Consider the following 19,091-nt stretch of genomic DNA (forward strand, 5'->3'; position numbering starts at 1 on the left):
CACGCAAGAGGAAGAGGCCATGCACGCGGCAATGTCTGTCCCCCTGGCCTCGGTAGAGGCGCCACCCGGCGAGCTCCGGCGTGCGCTCGCGCGCGCCGAGTCGCGCCGCAAATGGCGCGCCTTTGCGCTCACGCTGCCGCTGCTGGTCTTCCTGCTGCTGACGCTGCTGGTGCCCATCGTGGCGCTGCTGCAGCGCGCGGTCGAGAACCCCGAGGTGGCCAATGCGCTGCCGCGCACCGTGCGTGCGCTCGACGGCTGGAACCGCAAGGAGGCGCCCGCGCCCGCGGCCTATGCCGCGATGGCGGGCGACCTTGGCCAGCTGCCTGACAGTTCCGATGCGGGCGCACTCGCGCGCCGCCTCAATACCGAGATCGCGGGCGCCCGGTCGCTCGTGATGGGCACCTTCCGGGCGCTGCCGATCGCCGGCACGCCGGACGAGATCAAGGCGCGCATGCTGGAGATCGATCCGCGCTGGGGCGAGGTGCCGTACTGGCAGGCCATCGCGAAGAACGGATCGCGTTGGACACCCGACTACCTGCTCGCCTCGGTCGACCTGCGGCGCGACGTCGCGGGCGAGGTGGAGCGCATGCCCACCGACCAGCGCGCATTTTTCGGCATTCTGCTGCGCACCTTCAACATCAGCGCCGTGGTCACCTTCTTCTGCCTGCTGCTGGCCTATCCGCTGGCCTGGTGGCTGTCGACGCTGCCGGCGCGCAAGGCCAACGTGCTGATGATCCTGGTGCTGGTGCCGTTCTGGACATCCATCTTGGTGCGCGTGGCGGCTTGGATCGTGCTGCTGCAGTCCGAAGGCTTGGTGAATCGCGGGCTCATGGGCATCGGCCTCATCGACCATCCGTTGGCGCTGCTGTTCAACCGCACCGGCGTGATCATCGCGATGGTGCACATCCTGCTGCCGTTCATGATTCTGCCGCTCTACAGCGTCATGAAGAGCGTGCCGCCCACTTACCTGCGCGCCGCCGTCTCGCTCGGCAGCTCGCCGCTGGCGGCGTTCTTCCGCGTGTACGTGCCGCAGACCTATCCGGGCATCGGTGCCGGTGCGCTGCTGGTCTTCATCCTGGCCATCGGCTACTACGTGACGCCGGCGCTGCTCGGTGGTGCTGACGACCAGATGCTGAGCTACTACATCGCGCGCTACACCAACGTAGAAATCAACTGGGGCATGGCCTGCGCGCTGGGCGCCGTGCTGCTGGTCGCCACGCTGTTGCTGTATGCCGTGTACCGCCGCATCGGCAAGGCCGAGCTGAGCCTCGGCTGAGCGGCAAGGAAGAAAGAAAAGCATGCTGAAGCTTCCTCAATTTCCGGCCTATGCCACCTTCGCCGACAAGCTCGGCTGGTGGCTGGTGCGCGTCGGCTGCGTCGCGGTGCTGGCGTTTTTGCTGGCACCCATCCTCGTGGTGATTCCGCTGTCCTTCTCGGACAGTTCGTTTCTGGCCTACCCGATCCCGGGCTGGTCGCTCAAGTGGTATCGCAACCTGTTCGAGTCGCCCGAGTGGGCGCGCGCGGCGCGCAACAGCTTCATCGTCGCGCCTGCCGCCACGGTGCTGGCCACCGTGCTGGGCACGCTGGCGGCGGTGGGCCTGTCGCGCACGAGCTTTGCCTTCAAGGGCTTGCTCATGAGCGTGCTGATATCGCCGATGGTGGTGCCCATCGTGGTGGTGGGTGTTGCAACGTACCTCTACTTCGCGCCCATCGGCTTGGCCGACACCTACTTCGGTCTGATCGTGGTGCATGCCGCGCTGGGCGCACCTTTCGTGCTGACCACCGTGCTCGCCACCTTGGCCGGCTTCAACCACAACTTGGTGCGCGCATCGCTGAGCCTGGGCGAGACACCGTTCAGAACCTTCATGCGCATCACGCTGCCAGTGATTGCGCCGGGCGTGATCTCGGGGGCGCTGTTCGCCTTTGCCACGTCGTTCGACGAAGTGGTGGTTACGCTGTTCCTCGCGGGGCCCGACCAGGTCACGCTGCCGCGCCAGATGTTCACCGGCATCCGCGAGAACATTTCGCCGACCATTGCTGCGGTGGCAACACTGCTCATCATCTTCACCACTGCGCTGCTGCTCGCGCTCGAATGGCTGCGCGGCCGGCGTCGCTGAATCCCCTGCGCCATGCCTCCTGACACACCGAACCAGCCGCTCGGCGGCAACTCCATGCCGCGCTTTGCCGGCCCGGGCACGATGATGCGGCTTCCCGTTGCAACGTCTGCCGAGGGGCTGGATGCGGCCTTCATCGGTGTGCCGCTGGACATCGGCACCTCCAACCGGCCGGGCGCGCGTTTCGGGCCGCGCCAGATACGCGCCGAGTCGGCATTGCTGCGGCCCTACAACATGGCCACCGGCGCGGCGCCGTTCGATCGGCTCAACGTGGCCGACCTGGGCGACGTGCCCATCAACACCTATTCGCTCGAGAAGTCGGTCGACATCATCTCGGCCTTCTACGACACGGTGCTGGCCGCCGGCTGTGCACCGCTCACGCTGGGTGGCGACCACACCATTGCGCTGCCCATTCTTCGCGCGCTGGCACGCAAGCACGGCCCGGTGGCATTGGTGCATGTCGACGCGCATGCGGACGTGAACGACGACATGTTCGGCGAGCGCATCGCTCATGGCACGCCGTTTCGCCGCGCGGTGGAAGAAGGCTTGCTGGCCTGCGACAAAGTCTGGCAGATCGGTCTTCGCGGCACCGGCTATGCGGCCGATGATTTCGACTGGCCGCGTGCGCAAGGCTTCACCGTGGTGCAGGCCCACGAGGTCTGGTACCAGTCGCTGGCCCCGCTCATGGCGCAGGTGCGCGAGCGCATCGGCCCGACGCACCCGGTCTACATCAGCTTCGACATCGACGGCATCGATCCGTCGTTCGCGGGTGGCACGGGCACGCCCGAGATCGGCGGCCTCACCGTGCCGCAGGCACTGGAGATCGTGCGCGGCTGCCGCGGCCTGAACGTGGTGGGCGCCGACCTGGTGGAGGTCAGCCCGCCCTACGACCCCAGCGGGAACACCGCGCTGCTGGGCGCCAATCTTCTCTACGAGATGCTTTGCGTGCTGCCCGGCGTGCCCTACCGCTGATGCATGCGGCTGGCTGTTGGCCAGTCTGATATTTCCAAGACGACAGAACATCATGAATACGAAGACATCCCCCCTCGCATTGCTGAACGACCCGACCCTGCTCAAGACCGATGCGCTGATCGCCGGCGAATGGATCAAGGGCGCGAGCCGCTTCGACGTGAACGACCCGGCCACCGGCCAGAAGCTGGCCGACGTCGCCAACCTCGTGCGTGCGGACGCGGCGTTGGCGATTGCCGCCGCCAACAAGGCGCTCGCCGCCTGGCGCGGCAAGACCGGCAAGGAGCGCAGCATCGTCTTGCGCAAGTGGTTCGACCTGCTGGTCGCCAACACCGAAGACCTGGGCCGCCTGATGACCGCCGAGCAGGGCAAGCCCTTTGCCGAGGCCAAGGGCGAGGTGGCCTACGGCGCAAGCTTCATCGAATGGTTTGCCGAAGAAGCCAAGCGCGTGAACGGCGAAGTGCTGCCGCAGTTCGACAACAACCGGCGCCTCCTGGTGATGAAGCAGGCCATTGGCGTGTGCGCTGCCATCACGCCGTGGAATTTTCCGCTGGCGATGATCACGCGCAAGGTGGCGCCGGCATTGGCTGCCGGCTGCACGGTCGTCATCAAGCCGGCAGAACTCACACCGCTCACCGCACTGGCCGCGGCCGAGCTGGCGGTGCGCGCGGGCATTCCGCCCGGCGTGCTCAACGTGCTCACGGCCGACAGCCAGAACAGCATCGCCATCGGCAAGGAGCTGTGCGAGAGCGACGTCGTGCGCCACTTGAGCTTCACGGGCTCCACCGAAGTCGGCCGCATCCTCATGAGCCAGTGCGCGCCGACGGTCAAGAAGCTTTCCCTCGAGCTCGGCGGCAACGCGCCCTTCCTGGTGTTCGACGATGCCGATGTCGATTCAGCGGTTGAAGGCGCCATGGCCAGCAAATACCGCAACGCGGGCCAGACCTGCGTGTGCGCGAACCGGCTGTACGTGCAAGACGGCATCTACGACAGCTTCGTCGAAAAATTCGCGGCCAAGGTCAAGGCACTCAAGGTCGGCAACGGCTTCGACGAAGGCGTGATGCAAGGCCCGCTGATCGAAGATGCGGCCATCGACAAGGTGCAGCGCCACGTCGACGATGCCGTGGCAAAGGGTGGCAAGGTGCTGGCGGGCGGGCGCAAGATCGGCGGCCAGTTCTTCGAACCCACCGTGATCGCCGAGGCCACGCCCGACATGCTCTGCGCGCGCGAGGAAACCTTCGGCCCCTTCGCACCCGTGTTCCGCTTCAAGACCGAGCAGGACGCCATCGACGCCGCCAACAACACCGAGTTCGGGCTGGCCAGCTACTTCTACACCCGCGACGTGGGCCGCATCTTTCGCGTGGCCGAGGCGCTGGAATACGGCATGGTCGGCATCAATGCCGGCGTGATCGCCACCGAGCACGTGCCCTTCGGCGGCGTGAAGCAGTCGGGCCTGGGCCGCGAGGGCTCGCACCACGGCATGGACGACTACGTCGAGATCAAGTACCTCTGCCTGGGCGACATCCAGAAATAACGGCGCCGCAAGTGCGCATTAGTCCGCGCTTTTCGGGCCCGATTGCCTTTGAATCTGACAAATTCTCGCAAAACTCTCTCATGCAAGGGGAGGGGACGGCAGTATTCGCTGCAAAGGAATCCTTTCATGAAAATCAGACCTATTGCCGCCTGCCTGTTGACGCTCGCCACCTACTGCACGGCGGCTTCCGCTCAAGACGTGGACCCCGGGGCGCTGGTGAAAGCCGCGCAAGCCACCGTCCAGCAAATCGACGAGGGGCGTGCCGCGGCCGTGTGGGATGGCATGTCCGCCGCGGTCAAGCAGCGCGTCTCGCGCAAGGACTTCACGGAGGCGACCGCGCGCTCGCGCCAGTCGCTGGGCACTCCCGGAGTTCGCTACTGGGTCACAGTCTCGCGCCAGCAAGCGCAAGGCACATCGTCTATTCCGGCAGGGATGTACAGCAGCGTCGAGTTCGAATCGTTGGTCGGGGGAACCAAGACCGTGCGCGAACTGGTCTCGTTCCGGCTCGATGAGGACAACACCTGGCGTGCGAGCGGCTACACCGTGCGCAGCGACGCCCGCTAGAGGTCTGCGCGGATTCGACTCCCTCTCCCGCTTGCGGGAGAGGGCTGGGGTGAGGGTGCAGCCGCCCAACCTTCAGGCAAGACTGCTCGCATCGACCTCGACGGCCTCGAAACGATAACCCTGGCCGTAGACGGCGGCGAGCCGGTAGCCGCTCTCCGGCCGCAGCCCGAGCGCAGCGCGCACGCGCGAGACGTGCGTGTCCAGCGAGCGCGACACCTGCTCGGGCCCCATCGGGTTGTTGATGCCCCAGATCGACTCCAGCAGATACCGTCGCGAGAGCACGCGCCCCATGTTGCGGAACAAGAGGAGCGCGAGGTTGTATTGCTTCTGCGTCAGAAAAACTGGCGCGCCATCGACCTCCACGCGCTGGTGGGCGGGAAGAAAGTGGTAGCGGCCCCAGGTCTGGTCATCGGTTGGCTGCTGTGCGTAGGCGCGTCGCATCAGGGCCCGGACTCGCGCGGTGAGTTCGCCCACCCGGATCGGACTCACGATGATGTCGTCCGCGCCGGCAGCCAACCCTTCCACGATGTCTTCCTCTTGATACCGCTGGGTCATCAGGAGCATTGGCACGCGCTCTTTCAGCGTGGTGCGGGCCCACCGCGCAAACTCCGGACCCGTGGTGTCCGGCAGTTGCCAGTCAAGCACCAGGAGATCGAAGCTTTCTTGCCGCAGTTCGTGCTGCAACGCGCTGCCCCTGGTGAAGGCATGGCAGTCATGCCCGAGAGTTCGAAGAATGCCCGTGATGAGGGCAAGCTGCTCGCCATCGGCGTCCAGTACGGCAATTCGCATCACACGCCCCTCAGAGATCCGACGGCCGTAGCCGCGAGTACCTTGCTGCCGCAGCCTCCCAGGGTCAGCCAGAACGTGCCTGCGAACTCGGCGCACCAGGCTTTCAACACATTGTTTCTCATCAAGGACCTCCGACCAGAATGGGTCACCAAGCGAACCGGCGGGCATCCACCGGGCTTGAGCTCTGATCCTGCTTGGAAGTCTTAAATGGCGAGAGAATCTAGCGAGAGTTCGTCAGATTCGAATGCAAAAGGACTGGTCAGTTGTGCACTAGTTCACATTGTTGCGGTGCCGCGCTCTTGCGCACGCAGGCTCTTCAAGTCACGTTGTTTGCCCGGCGATGAACTCGTAGCCCACGTCGTGCCTGAGCGGCGGCGTCTGGCCGGCCAGTCTTGCGAGGATCTGTTCGGCGGCCAGTTCGCCGATGTGATGGCGCGGTGACTTGACCGTCGTCAGCCGCAGCGGCAGGGCTTCGCCGATCTCCAGTCCGTTGAATCCTGCCAGCGCCAGTCGGCTGGGAACATCGATGCCCGTGGCCATGCAATGCATCAGCCCGCCCACGGCCATGTCGTCGTTCGAGAAATAGACGGCGTCGAGGTCTGGATGGGACTGGAGCAGTTGCGCGAGGCCCGCGCGGCCCAGCAGCAGAGACGATGACTGGGGTGCTGTGAATTCACCCTGCAATTGGAGCCCGCGTTCCGCAAGGCCCTGCTCGAAGCCTTCCTTGCGCTTGGCGCCGCGCAAGTCGCGGCTGAGGTCGCCCCCCACGTAGCCGATCCGGCGCCGCCCCATGTCGGCAAAGAATCGCCCCGTGTCGCGGCCTGCCTCCCGGTTCGAGAAGCCCACCGACATATCGATCGACTCTCCGTCGATGTCCATCAGTTCCACCACCGGGCTGCGCACCTCGCGCAGGATCTGCCGCGCGCGCGGCGTGTGTTCGAGCCCCGCCAGGATCCAGCCCGAAGGCCGCCAGGACTGCATGGCCGCAATGACCTCTTCCTCCTTCGCGAGGTCGTAGTCCGAAACACCGATGACCGCCTGGTAGCCCGCCGCCCCAAAGCGCTCGTTGGCGCCCCGCAAGACCTCCGGAAAAACGATGTTGCTCAGCGACGGGACGATCACCGCGATCAGCCGGCTCTTCGCCGTGGCCAGCGCGCCCGCCAACCTGTTCGGCACGTAGCCCAGGGTGGCGATGGCGGCCTGCACCTTGGCCCGGGTCTGGTCGGAGACGTTGGCGTGGTCGTGCAGCACCCGCGAAACAGTCATGCCGCTGACGCCCGCGAGGCGCGCCACTTCCTCCAGGGTGATGGAGGACGTGGTTTCGGATTGCTCGTTCATTTGTCGGTTGCTTTCTTGTTCTGTCGCCGCTGGCTCTGTGCCAACCAAGCATAGCGGCCGGCCCGCGCAGTCGCTTAAGCCTAAAGATTTCAATTTGCGCAGGGTTTCCCCTAGGTTGTTTGCGCAAACAATCCGCGAAGATAGCAATTGTTAGCGCAAACAACATGATGTTAGCGTAAACAAAGCGAAGTAGATCCCGATAACTCCAGGAGACCTCATGAACACCTCGTCAGTCTCGTTGACAAAGCCAGCCGGGGAGGGCGACGGCCTCGCCGCCGAAACCGATCGCACCTATTCAAAAGTGTTTTGGCGCATCGTTCCGCTGCTCATGCTCTGCTACGTGGTCGCATACCTCGACCGCGTGAACGTCGGCTTCGCCAAGCTGCAGATGTCGCAGGACCTGGGCTTCAGCGAAACCGTGTTCGGCCTGGGTGCAGGCCTGTTCTTCATCGGCTACTTTCTGTTCGAGGTGCCGAGCAACGTCTTGCTGCACCGCGTCGGCGCGCGGGTCTGGATCGCCCGGATCATGATCACCTGGGGCGTCATGTCGGCCGCCTTCGCCTGGGTGCAGACGCCCACCACCTTCTATGTGATGCGCTTTTTGCTCGGCATTGCGGAGGCGGGCTTTTATCCCGGCGTCATCCTCTACCTGACGTATTGGTACCCGGCGCAGCGCCGCGCCAAGATCATTGCGTTGTTCATGTCCGCCATTCCCGTGGCCGGCATCTTCGGCAACCCGCTGTCCGGCTGGATCATGGATCTCTTCCATGGCGCCAGCGGCTTCCACGGCTGGCAGTGGATGTTCATCATCGAGGCCGTGCCGGCGCTGGTGATGGGCCTTGTGGTGCTGGCCTTTCTGGACAACGGCATTCGCAGTGCCAAGTGGCTGAGCGAAGGCGAAAAGCAGCTGCTCGAGTCCGAGATTGCCACCGACCAGAAGGGCACGCAAAGCAAGCACGCCATCGGCGCCATCTTTGGCGACAAGCGCGTGTGGCTCATGTGCCTCATCTACTTCTGCTTTGTGATGGGGCAATACGGGCTCACGTTCTGGATGCCCACGCTCATCAAGTCCACCGGCGTCACGGGCAACCTCAACATCGGGCTCTTCAGCGCAATTCCGTTCGGCTGCGCGATCGTCGCCATGAACCTTGTCGGGCGCAGCGCGGACGCGCGCCGTGAGCGCCGCTGGCACCTGATCGTGCCGGCCCTGTTCGGCGCGGTCGGCTTCGTCGTTGCGGCCTCTTACTCGCACAACACCATCGTCTCCGTGGCTGCGCTCTCGCTGGCCGCGGCCGGCGTGCTGACCTGCGCGCCGCTCTTCTGGTCGCTGCCCACGTCGTTCCTCTCCGGCGCTGCCGCCGCTGTGGGCATTGCTGCCATCAACTCCGTGGGCAACCTTGCCGGCTTCGTGAGTCCCTATCTCATCGGCTACCTGAAGGACACGACGCACAGCACGCAGACCGGCATGTATGTGCTGGCCGGCATGCTGGTGATAGGGGCCTTTGCGGTGCTCAGAACGCCCGCCAATCTGGTCAATCGCTGACCGAGAGGGAGAACGTTCTCATGAAGAGCACCATCACCTCCTGGCTGGCCGGGCTCGCGCGTTGCGCCTGCCTCTTGCTGCTCCCATGCCTGCTGGCACCGGGCGCCAACGCCGCCGATTTTCCCAAGCCCCGCGAGGGCCACTGGGTGGCGCGGGACTTTCGCTTCGAAAGCGGCGAGACGCTGCCCGAGCTGCGCCTGGCCTACACCACCGTGGGCGATCCGGCCGGCGAGCCCGTGCTCATCCTGCACGGCACCACAGGTTCCGCCGCAAGCATGCTCACGCCTGAATTCGCCGGCGAGCTCTTCGGCCCCGGCCAGCCGCTGGACGCGGCAAAGCACTTCATCATCCTGCCCGACGCCATTGGTACCGGCGCCTCGTCCAAGCCCTCCGATGGGCTGCGCACCGCGTTTCCGCGCTACAACTACAACGACATGGTCGCGGCCCAGTACCGGCTGCTGACCGAGCACCTTGGCATCCGCCACCTCCGGCTGGTGCTGGGCAATTCCATGGGCGGCATGCAGACCTGGATCTGGGCCCAGAAGTACCCCGGCTTCATGGATGCGGCCACCCCCATGGCATCGCTGCCTACCGAGATGTCCGGCCGCAACTGGATGATGCGGCGCCTGGTCATCGACTCCATCCGCGGCGATCCGGCCTGGAAGAACGGCCAGTACACAGAGCAGCCGCCCAGCCTGCGCTTTGCCTCCGTCTTCTTCGCCATTGGCACCAACGGAGGCGACCAGGGCCTGTTCAAGCTCGCGCCCTCGCGCGAAAAGGCCGATGCCGTGCTCGACCAGCGACTGAAGGCGCCGTTTCGCGGCGACGCCAACGACCACCTCTACCAGTGGGAGGCCTCGCGCGACTACAACCCCTCGCCCGGCCTGGAGAAGATCGAAGCCGCGCTCCTGGCCATCAACTCGGCCGACGACGAGCGCAACCCGCCGGCCCTTGGCGTGCTGCAGCGCGAGATCCAGCGCGTCAAGAAGGGCAGCGCCCTCTTGATCCCCGCGAGTGCCGACACCGTGGGCCACGGCACCACCGCGCGAGCCAGGTTCTGGAAACGCGAATTCGAGGCGTGGCTGCAAGCCGTGCCCCGCAGCGCGCAATGAACAGAAAAGCCAATTCCCCAACCCTTTCAGGCCCACACCATCATGCGCATTGCTGTCCTTGAAGACGAGCCGGCCCAGATGAACCATCTGGTCGACATGCTCGAGAACCGCCTCTTCAACAACCTCGACGAGCCCGTGTCGTGCGTGCCGTTCCACAGCGGCGAAGCCTTGCGCAGCGCCCTGCGCACCGAAAGCTTCGATCTGCTGGTGCTCGACTGGAACGTGCCCGACCTCGATGGCATCCAGCTGCTGGCCTGGCTGCGCAAGCAGCGCGAAAGCACCGTCCCTGTCGTGATGCTGAGCGCGCGCAACTCCGAGCGAGACGCGGTGTGCGCGCTCGATGCCGGCGCCGACGACTACATCGTCAAGCCCTTTCGCCCCCTCGAACTGGCCGCGCGCCTGCGCCGTCTCTTGGCACCGGCTCAGTCCACCGCCAAGGGCGCGCAGGAGCGATTTGGCAACTGGGTGTTCGACCGCAGCGCGTCGAGTGTGCAGTTGCAGCTGAAGGCCGGCGAGCGCGCGCGATGGGTGTCGCTGAGCAACAGCGAATTTCACATGGCCCTGGCACTGTTTCGCAACCTTGGCAGGCCCGTGTCGCGCGCTCACCTGCTGGAGCGCGTCGGGCGCGAGGGCGAGCCGTCGAGCCGCGCGCTCGACAGCCAGATCTACCGGCTGCGCACCAAGCTGCGCCTGGACGTCGAAAACGGGCTTCGGCTGCACACCGTCTATGGTCAGGGCTATCGCCTGGAGTTTTGCGAACACGGTGGGCACGCGGCCATCCCCCAATCCCAGGAACTTGCGGCCGACCTGACCCCCGCGGCGTGAACAAATTCGCGGAACCGCCTCATCCACGAATTCAATTCTCGCGGACTCTCGCAACGCGGCCGTGCCGCGCGCCCTCGGTGGGCACCATCTTTAGCACTAAGTCTTACATCGCTGCGCGGCGCTGAAAAAAGCGCCTACGCGCGGGGCTTGGTGCCAGCCCACAGGAGTCCACACCATGTCAGCCAGCAAGCAGCCACCGCACCAACGCGTGGGAGTGCTCGACCCCGTGTTTCGCACCAGGGAACACATGCGCCGCACCATCCGCGCGTTCGGCCATGCGCCTCTCGTCTTCGAAGACCTGCAGGAACTGCTGTTCTTGCCCACCGCCTCGCTCCGCTGCTCGGCCATGTGCATCGGCCTGCCCCGAAGGCGTGCCGATCTGCCCAGGTGGATCAGCGGCGCAAGAAACGCCGTCGGGCCCGACGTGCCGCTGCTTTTTCTCACGCGGGAGAATCTTTTGAAGCCGCTGCAATCGCTCGGCTGCGACGAGGGCGACCTGCTGGTTGCCGCGCCCTCGTCGTTTTCTGATGTCTACGTCGGCCTCGAAGGCTGCATGGCACGGCACGCCCTGGCTCCCACCGGCCCCGGCCTCGAGTGGGGTGGCTATCGCTTCAAGCCGTCCACTAAATCCGTCATGGTGGACGAAGAAGAAATCCGCCTTTCACCGCTCGAATTCGAGCTTGCGCTGGAGTTCTTCCACAACGTCGACAAGGTGCTGTCGCGCCAGTACCTGCTGGGCATGGCCTCCGCCCTCGCGCCCAGCGAGTCGGGCCGGTGGCTCAACGCCTGCATTGCACGGCTACGCGACAAGCTCAACCTTGGCGTCTCTCGCGGCTGCGAATGGCGGCTTGTTCACATTCGCGGAGAAGGCTACAGGCTCGGCAAGAGCAGTCCCCCAGCCGCCAGAAGAAGCAGCCGGTACTGAATGGCCCCGGCCATACGCGCAGCGGACAGCCTAAAGGTGCGCATTAAGTCCGCTTTTCCGTACCCGCGTGAACTCAATTCTGACAAAACCTCGCGCGATTCTCACGGCCACTGGGGCCCATCGGCACGATCCATTTCGCACGCAACGCAGAGCACTTCGGGCCACCAAAAGTTCCCCGCCGCCGCTGCCGATGCTGCCTCACGGGGCCTCAAGCCCTTTCAGCTATCGATTCGCACGGATTGGGAAGAGGACCGCATGACAAAAGAACACCACCGAGTTTTGGGCAGCAAAGGCACCACGCGTGCCTTTGCGGCGAATGGGCAGCAGCAACAACGCCAGAGGCAAGCCACTTTCGGCTTTGCCGGCGCTTCGATCAACGGCAAGAACTAAGCAAGGGGAGCATGGAATGAACAAGACATATCGTTCGATCTGGAATGCGGCGTTGGGGGCATTCGTCGCGGCGCCGGAAACGGCACGGGCATGCGGCAAGAAGTCCGGCGGCGAGCAGGCGGCGAGCGCACCCGTTGCTGCGGCGCACGGCGTGCTGGCTCCTTCGAATTTCAGAGTTGGCCATACGGTCACCGCGTTGGCATTCGCGGGCGGATTGCTGATGTCCGGCGCCGCCATGGCGCAATACGCGGTTGACGGCGGCGTGGCGGGCGGCGCCGCTGCGATCGCCATCGGTCCGAGCGCCTTGGCCATCACAGGGGGTGGCGGCAGTCCGATCGCCATCGGTCAAAACGCAGAGGCCAGTTGGGCTGGCCTCGACAACGGAAATGTTGCCATTGGCGCATCTGCCAAGGCCAAAGGTGGTGACGGCATAACGGCTCTCGGCCAAGCCGCCACCGCTCTTGCCGCGGGTGCAACAGCCCTCGGCAACGGGGCAAATGTCATCGCGGGGGCCACGGAAGGTCTCGCCGTTGGCACCGGTGCGATTGTGAACAACGCCAATGCCGTGGCACTGGGCGCTCGCTCAGTGACGGCCGCGGCAGTCGGCACAGCCAGCACAACGATCAACGGCACCACCTACAACTTTGCCGGCACGACCCCGGGCAGCACGGTCAGCATCGGCACCGGCATCGCGGGCGGAGAGCGCACCATCACCAATGTGGCGGCTGGCCGCATCAACGGTACCAGCACGGACGCGATCAATGGCAGCCAGCTCTATGCCACCAACCAGGCGATCGAATCATTAAGCGTCTCGTCGGGCTGGAAAGCGACAACGGCCGCCACGGGCACGGGCACGGTGAGCGGAACGAGCGTCCAAAGCATTGCTGCCGGCGGCACGGCCACCTACACGGCGGGCAACAACATCGCCATTGCGCAGAACGGTGCGGAAGTGCAGATTGCCACCAGCATGACGCCGACCTTCACCAGCGTGACGACGGGCGGCCTGACGGCCACCGGTCCGACGGTGCTCAGCGGCAACACCACCATCGGCGGCGCCACGAGCACCCTGAATGTGGTTGGGGGCACCACGGTCAACATGGGCGGCAACGTCATCACCAACGTGGGGACGGGCGTGGCAGGCACGGACGCGGTCAACCTGACCCAGCTCAACAGTACCGTGGCGGGGTCCAAGACGCATTACGTCAGCCTCCCCGATGGCGGCGTCACCATCTTCGGTAACTACAACAACGATGGAGCGTCTGCTGGCACCAACGCGATGGCGATCGGGATCGCTGCAAAAGCTACGGGCTCTGTCGCAACGGCGGTTGGCAACACCGCGAAGGCTTTGGGTCAGGAGTCGACTGCCCTGGGCTTTCAGACAACGGCTTCCTCATACCGCTCGTTCGCAGCCGGTATGGACACAACCGCACTTGGAGCTTCCGGGGTGGCACTGGGCAACGGTGCATTTGTCCGTGACACCGGCGGGATTGCGATCGGCAGAATTGCGGATGCCGAGGGCGCAAAGTCTGTAGCCATCGGCGATGGCGCTTACACAGACGTGGCGGGCGATGTCGCAATCGGCTCTGGGGCCACTGCTCTGGGCGTGGCGGGGACCGGCTCCGCCGTCTCCATCGGTGCCGGCAATATTGCGACCGGCGCAGGTGCGGTCGCCATCGGTGATCCCAACACCGCAACTGGCGACGGCGCCAACGCCTCCGGCCTGGACAATACGGCCACCGGCAACGGCGCGGTCGCCATGGGCCACACCAACATGGTGGGCGGCGGCGGCCAGGCCGTTGACACGGCCGGCACGGCGGCGCAGGGCGCGGTCGGCATCGGCTTCCAAAACACGGCAACCGGTCAAGGCGCGGTCGCCATCGGCAACGCCAATACGGCAACCGGCGTGGGCTCGGTGGCCGTGGGCAACGCCTCGACGGCCTCGGGCCCAGGCAGCTTGGCTTTGGGCAACACGGCCGTGGCAAGCAACGCAGGCGCCGTGGCGCTGGGCTCAGGGTCGGTGACGGCAGCGCCCGTGGTCACCGCCAGTGCGGTGATCGCAGGCACGACCTACAACTTTGCCGGCACCACGCCGACGAGCACGGTCAGCGTCGGCACCGGCGTCGCGGGCGGAGAGCGCACCATCACCAACGTGGCGGCAGGCCGCATCACCGGCACCAGCACGGACGCCATCAACGGTAGCCAGCTGTTCGCCACCAACAGCGCCATCGATGCGGTGAACGCCACCGCCAACAAGGGCATCTTCGTGACGACGGCGGCGACGGGCACCGGAACGGTCACCGGCACCACGACGCAGAACATCGCACCGGGCGGCACGGCCACCTACACGGCAGGCAACAACATCGCCATCACGCAGGCCGGCGCGAATGTGCAGATTGCCACCAGCATGACGCCGACCTTCACCAGCGTGAACACCACCAACCTGACGGCCACCGGCACGACTACGCTGAGCGGCCCGACTACGCTGAGCGGCGGCACCACGCTGACTGGCGGCACCACCATTGGCGGCAGCCTGACGTTGAACCCCTTGACCACGGTGAACATGGGAGGCAATGTCCTCACCAACGTGGGGACGGGCGTGGCAGGCACAGACGCAGTCAACTTGACCCAGCTCAACAACACCGTGGCCGGGTCCAAAACGCATTACGTCAGCATCACCAACACAAGCGGCGGAACGCCGGACGGCAACTACAACAACGACGGAGCGACCGGAGGAGCCGGAGCCATCGCGATCGGCTCCGACGCCCTGGCGTCACGTCCAGCCGCGGTGGCGGTCGGCAACCACTCCACCGCTAGCGGCGACAATTCGGTGGCGTTGGGCCTGCTGAGCACGTCCTCAGGGCCCAACGCGGTGGCAATCGGCGCGAATTCGACTGCTTCCGCCTTTATCAGCACCGCCGTCGGCTATTCTTCCACTGCCGAAAACACCCGCGCAACCGCCTACGGTTTCAATACGCACGCCTATGGCAATAGTGCCACCGCCATGGGGTCAGGTTCCATCGCTACGGGGGCAAACAGCATCGCGATTGGAACCGATAGCGATTCGATCAGTGATGGATCGACGGCAATCGGAAATGACGCCACTGCTTGGGGATTGAACAGCCTGGCGATCGGTACGAAGGCGAACACTGCCAACAACGAGGGTGCCGTGGCACTGGGCTCGGGCTCCGTGGCCGCAGCGCCCGTGGGCACCGCCAGTGCGGTGATCGCAGGCACGACCTACAACTTCGCCGGCACCACGCCGACGAGCACGGTCAGCGTCGGCACCGGCGTCGCGGGCGGAGAGCGCACCATCACCAACGTGGCGGCAGGCCGCATCAGCGGCACCAGTACGGACGCCATCAACGGCAGCCAACTGTTCGCCACCAACAGCGCCATCGATGCGGTGAACGCCACCGCCAACAAGGGCATCTTCGTGACGACGGCGGCGACGGGCACCGGAACGGTCACCGGCACCACGACGCAGAACATCGCACCGGGCGGCACGGCCACCTACACGGCGGGCAACAACATCGCCATCACGCAAGCTGGTGCGAATGTGCAGATTGCCACGAGCATGACGCCGACCTTCACCAGCGTGACGACCGGCGGCCTGACGGCCACCGGCCCGACGGTGCTCAGCGGCAACACCACCATCGGCGGCGCCACGAGCACCCTGAATGTGGTTGGGGGCACCACGGTCAACATGGGCGGCAACGTCATCACCAATGTGGCAACCGGCGTGGCCGGGACCGACGCGGTCAACGTCAGCCAGATGAACACGGCCACCACTGCGCTGACCAGCGCCGGCCTGAACTTCACGGGCAACGATGCGACCGCAGGGGTGGTGCACCGGGATCTCGGCGCCACGCTGGCGATCCAGGGCACGGCCACGGCGGTGGGCAGCTACTCGGGCGGCAACCTGAAGACGGTGACCGATCCGGTCACGGGTGCGATCAACCTGCAGATGGCCGACTCGCCGGTGTTTGGCGCCACGACGATCAACGCCGGCGGCACGGGCATCATCAGCGGCGTGACCGCCGGCGCGGCCGGTACCGATGCGGTGAACGTGAACCAGCTCAATGCGGTGAGTGCAACGGCCAACGCGGGCTTCTTCGTGACCACGGCGGCGACGGGCACTGGCACCGCGACGGGCACCACGGTGCAGAACATCGCGCCGGGCGGCACGGCCACCTACACGGCGGGCAACAACATCGCCATCACGCAGGCTGGTGCGAATGTGCAGATTGCCACGAGCATGACGCCGACCTTCACCAGTGTGAACACCACCAACCTGACGGCCACTGGCAACACCACCATCGGCGGCCCCACGGGCACCCTGAATGTGGTTGGGGGCACCACGGTGAACATGGGCAACAACGTCATCACCAATGTGGCAACCGGCGTGGCCGGGACCGACGCGGTCAACGTCAGCCAGATGAACACGGCCACCACTGCGCTGACCAGCGCCGGCCTGAACTTCACGGGCAACGATGCGACCGCAGGGGTGGTGCACCGGGATCTCGGCGCCACGCTGGCGATCCAGGGCACGGCCACGGCGGTGGGCAGCTACTCGGGCGGCAACCTGAAGACGGTGACCGATCCGGTCACGGGTGCGATCAACTTGCAGATGGCCGACTCGCCGGTGTTTGGCGCCACGACGATCAACGCCGGTGGCACGGGCATCATTAGCGGCGTGACCGCCGGTGTGGCCGGCACGGATGCGGTCAACGTGACCCAGCTCAACGCAGTCAGCACGACAGCCAACATGGGGTGGAATGTGACGACGGCGGCAACCGGCACCGGCACGGTTACGGGGACCACGACGCAGAAAATTGCACCGGGCGACACGGCCACCTACACGGCGGGCAACAACATCGCCATCACGCAAGCCGGCGCGAATGTGCAGATTGCCACCAGCATGACGCCGACCTTCACCAGCGTGAACACCACCAACTTGACAGCTACTGGCAACACCATCATCGGCGGCCCCACGGGCACCCTGAATGTGGTTGGGGGCACCACGGTGAACATGGGCAGCAACGTCATCACCAACGTGGGGACCGGCATCAACCCGACCGACGCGGCGAACGTGGGCCAGATCACTGGTGCGACCAATGCGCTGACCGCTGCCGGCCTGAACTTCACGGGCAACGATGCGACCGCGGGGGTGGTGCACCGGGATCTCGGCGCCACGCTGGCGATCCAGGGCACGGCCACGACGGCCGGCAGCTACTCGGGCGGCAATCTGAAGACGGTGACCGATCCGGTCACGGGTGCGATCAACCTGCAGATGGCCAACTCGCCTGTGTTTGGCGCCACGACGATCAACGCCGGTGGCACGGGCATCATCAGCGGCGTGACCGCCGGCACGGCCGGTACGGATGCGGTGAACGTGAACCAACTCAACGCGGTGAGCACGACAGCCAACATGGGTTGGAACCTGCGGGCCAATGGCGACACGGCTACCAATGTGGCGCCGGGCGGCATTGTGGAGTTTGTGAACGGGCAGAACATTCTGCTCACGCACACCGGCAACACCATCACGGTGGCAACGTCGCCCGATCTGGTGGCCGACAGCCTGACGATCAACGGCGGGCCGACCATCAACAGCAGCGGCATCACGATGGGCGCCGGTGACACGCTGAACATGAATAGCAACCGGATCACCAATGTGGCGAACGGCACTGCTTTGACCGACGCAGTCAACCTGAGCCAGTTGAACACGGCGACCTCTACGGCGGCCAACATGTGGATCACCGGTTCGCCGACGGTCTACGTGGCACCCGTCTCGACGGGCACCAACGCCACGGCAGTGGGCTCGGGCTCCACGGCCAGCGGAACCAACAGCGTGGCCGTTGGCACCGGAGCCACCGCGACCACGGCCAACAGCGTGGCGCTGGGCAACGACAGCACCACGGGCACCGCCACCGCCGTATCGGGCACGACCATCGGTGGAACCAGCTACACCTTTGCGGGTACGGCGCCCACGGGTGTGGTGAGCGTGGGCAGCGCTGGCGCCGAGCGCCAGGTCACCAACGTGGCGGCAGGGCAGTTGACCGCCACCAGCACCGATGCGGTCAATGGCAGCCAGCTGTACGCCACCAACACCGCCATCTCGAACCTGGGTACGGCCGTTACCGCGGCCCAGACCCACTACTACAGCGTCAACGACGGCGGTGTGCAGCAGGCCAACTACAACAACGACGGCGCCACGGGTGTGAACTCGCTGGCAAGCGGCGTGGGGGCCAGCGCCAACGGCGCGGGCGGCATTGCGGTGGGCCTCAACTCCGTAGCAACCGGGGGCAACAGCATCGCGATTGGCGCGGGCGCTGTCGCCAGTGCGGGTGGGGTGGCGCTCGGTGCCGGGTCCACGGCGACTCGAGCCGGCATGAACGGGCAGCGCGAAGCCTTCTCGAATGTCTCGGTGTCTTCCGCGCAGGGCGCAGTGTCGGTCGGCAGCGCGGGCGGGGAGCGACAGATCACCAACGTGGCCGGCGGTACGGCAGCCACCGATGCGGTCAACGTGCGGCAGTTGCAGGCAGTGAAGGACGGCGCCATCAGCTACAGCACGAACGTCGACGGCACCACCAACTACAACCAGATCGTGCTGGGCAACGGGCAGGCACCCAACGGAACCGTTATTTCGAACGTGGCGCCTGGCGTCATGGGCACCGATGCCGTCAACGTCAACCAGCTCAACGGCGTGAGCAACCGCGTCAATGCACTGGGCGACCAGATCAACAAGGTGGGCCGCAATGCCTACGCCGGTGTGGCAGCTGCCATGGCCGTGCAGATGCCGGGCCAGTCGTTGCCGGGCAAGACGGTGATGCGCGTGGGCTACGGCACCTTCAAGGGCGAAAGCGCCGTGGGTATCAGCTTCCGCCGCACTGCCGACAACAACGGCTGGAGCCTGACGGGCGGCGTGGGCATGAGCCGCGCGGGCGCTGCGGCGACTGTGGGTGCCGAGTGGGTCTTCGATTGATTCAAG

The 19,091-nt window shown here is 65.6% G+C and carries 13 protein-coding genes and 1 pseudogene; 11 read left to right on the forward strand and 3 right to left on the reverse strand.

Annotated features, from left to right (window positions below):
* Positions 1–31 precede the first annotated feature (31 nt).
* The 5 genes from BLR24_RS08715 to BLR24_RS08735 all read left to right on the forward strand — a co-directional run bounded on the left by BLR24_RS08715 (position 32) and on the right by BLR24_RS08735 (position 5,181).
* Positions 32–1,276, forward strand: a complete 1,245-nt coding sequence (locus tag BLR24_RS08715) for an ABC transporter permease (protein WP_254787214.1) — start codon at positions 32–34, stop codon at positions 1,274–1,276.
* A gap of 22 nt (positions 1,277–1,298) precedes the next feature.
* Complete coding sequence (locus BLR24_RS08720) at positions 1,299–2,117, forward strand: ABC transporter permease (protein ID WP_093015693.1); 819 nt, start codon at positions 1,299–1,301, stop codon at positions 2,115–2,117.
* A 12-nt stretch (positions 2,118–2,129) separates the two neighbouring features.
* The gene (gene speB, locus BLR24_RS08725) at positions 2,130–3,086 is read left to right on the forward strand and encodes an agmatinase (RefSeq protein WP_093015696.1); all 957 of its coding nucleotides are present in this window, start codon (positions 2,130–2,132) and stop codon (positions 3,084–3,086) included.
* 52 nt (positions 3,087–3,138) lie between these two features.
* Positions 3,139–4,617 carry an NAD-dependent succinate-semialdehyde dehydrogenase gene (locus tag BLR24_RS08730; RefSeq protein ID WP_093015699.1) on the forward strand — a complete coding sequence of 493 codons (1,479 nt, stop codon included), beginning with the start codon at positions 3,139–3,141 and terminating at the stop codon, positions 4,615–4,617.
* 126 nt (positions 4,618–4,743) lie between these two features.
* Entirely contained in the window at positions 4,744–5,181 is a 438-nt protein-coding gene (locus BLR24_RS08735; protein WP_093015702.1) for a DUF4019 domain-containing protein, read from the forward strand.
* Between the two features lie 72 nt (positions 5,182–5,253).
* Here the strand turns inward: BLR24_RS08735 and BLR24_RS08740 are convergent, their stop codons facing one another.
* The 3 genes and pseudogenes from BLR24_RS08740 to BLR24_RS08745 form a co-directional block, all read right to left on the reverse strand.
* Positions 5,254–5,970 (reverse strand): response regulator transcription factor, encoded by a 717-nt coding sequence (locus tag BLR24_RS08740; protein ID WP_093015705.1) that lies wholly within the window; start codon positions 5,968–5,970, stop codon positions 5,254–5,256.
* A 29-nt stretch (positions 5,971–5,999) separates the two neighbouring features.
* Positions 6,000–6,092: pseudogene (locus BLR24_RS31020) on the reverse strand (aquaporin); the annotation flags it as partial.
* Between the two features lie 199 nt (positions 6,093–6,291).
* Positions 6,292–7,308 (reverse strand): LacI family DNA-binding transcriptional regulator, encoded by a 1,017-nt coding sequence (locus tag BLR24_RS08745; RefSeq protein ID WP_093015708.1) that lies wholly within the window; start codon positions 7,306–7,308, stop codon positions 6,292–6,294.
* Positions 7,309–7,525: 217 nt separating this feature from the next.
* On the opposite strand from BLR24_RS08745, the gene BLR24_RS08750 reads away from it, so the two are divergent.
* The 6 genes from BLR24_RS08750 (at position 7,526) to BLR24_RS30880 (ending at position 19,085) form a co-directional block, all read left to right on the forward strand.
* A complete protein-coding gene (locus BLR24_RS08750) occupies positions 7,526–8,851 on the forward strand; it encodes an MFS transporter (protein ID WP_093015711.1) in 1,326 nt (441 codons plus the stop codon).
* A 20-nt stretch (positions 8,852–8,871) separates the two neighbouring features.
* Positions 8,872–9,963, forward strand: coding sequence for an alpha/beta fold hydrolase (locus tag BLR24_RS08755; RefSeq protein ID WP_093015714.1), 1,092 nt, complete (start codon positions 8,872–8,874; stop codon positions 9,961–9,963).
* Between the two features lie 42 nt (positions 9,964–10,005).
* Positions 10,006–10,788 carry a response regulator transcription factor gene (locus BLR24_RS08760; RefSeq protein WP_093015717.1) on the forward strand — a complete coding sequence of 261 codons (783 nt, stop codon included), beginning with the start codon at positions 10,006–10,008 and terminating at the stop codon, positions 10,786–10,788.
* A 175-nt stretch (positions 10,789–10,963) separates the two neighbouring features.
* Entirely contained in the window at positions 10,964–11,713 is a 750-nt protein-coding gene (locus BLR24_RS08765) for a winged helix-turn-helix domain-containing protein (RefSeq protein ID WP_093015720.1), read from the forward strand.
* Positions 11,714–11,968: 255 nt separating this feature from the next.
* Complete coding sequence (locus BLR24_RS31185; protein ID WP_302848488.1) at positions 11,969–12,103, forward strand: hypothetical protein; 135 nt, start codon at positions 11,969–11,971, stop codon at positions 12,101–12,103.
* Between the two features lie 16 nt (positions 12,104–12,119).
* Complete coding sequence (locus tag BLR24_RS30880; RefSeq protein ID WP_217636304.1) at positions 12,120–19,085, forward strand: ESPR-type extended signal peptide-containing protein; 6,966 nt, start codon at positions 12,120–12,122, stop codon at positions 19,083–19,085.
* The last annotated feature ends 6 nt before the right edge of the window (positions 19,086–19,091 follow it).

The organism is Variovorax sp. OV700, from assembly GCF_900099805.1.
Taxonomy (GTDB): Bacteria; Pseudomonadota; Gammaproteobacteria; order Burkholderiales; family Burkholderiaceae_C; genus Variovorax.

Coding starts and splice junctions, on each gene's coding strand:
- BLR24_RS08760 (WP_093015717.1), top strand. CDS start 10,006: ATGCGCATTGCTGTCCTTGAAGACGAGCCGGCCCAGATGAACCATCTG.
- BLR24_RS08740 (WP_093015705.1), bottom strand. CDS start 5,970: ATGCGAATTGCCGTACTGGACGCCGATGGCGAGCAGCTTGCCCTCATC.
- BLR24_RS30880 (WP_217636304.1), top strand. CDS start 12,120: ATGAACAAGACATATCGTTCGATCTGGAATGCGGCGTTGGGGGCATTC.
- BLR24_RS08765 (WP_093015720.1), top strand. CDS start 10,964: ATGTCAGCCAGCAAGCAGCCACCGCACCAACGCGTGGGAGTGCTCGAC.
- BLR24_RS31185 (WP_302848488.1), top strand. CDS start 11,969: ATGACAAAAGAACACCACCGAGTTTTGGGCAGCAAAGGCACCACGCGT.
- speB (WP_093015696.1), top strand. CDS start 2,130: ATGCCTCCTGACACACCGAACCAGCCGCTCGGCGGCAACTCCATGCCG.
- BLR24_RS08755 (WP_093015714.1), top strand. CDS start 8,872: ATGAAGAGCACCATCACCTCCTGGCTGGCCGGGCTCGCGCGTTGCGCC.
- BLR24_RS08715 (WP_254787214.1), top strand. CDS start 32: ATGTCTGTCCCCCTGGCCTCGGTAGAGGCGCCACCCGGCGAGCTCCGG.
- BLR24_RS08720 (WP_093015693.1), top strand. CDS start 1,299: ATGCTGAAGCTTCCTCAATTTCCGGCCTATGCCACCTTCGCCGACAAG.
- BLR24_RS08750 (WP_093015711.1), top strand. CDS start 7,526: ATGAACACCTCGTCAGTCTCGTTGACAAAGCCAGCCGGGGAGGGCGAC.
- BLR24_RS08745 (WP_093015708.1), bottom strand. CDS start 7,308: ATGAACGAGCAATCCGAAACCACGTCCTCCATCACCCTGGAGGAAGTG.
- BLR24_RS08730 (WP_093015699.1), top strand. CDS start 3,139: ATGAATACGAAGACATCCCCCCTCGCATTGCTGAACGACCCGACCCTG.
- BLR24_RS08735 (WP_093015702.1), top strand. CDS start 4,744: ATGAAAATCAGACCTATTGCCGCCTGCCTGTTGACGCTCGCCACCTAC.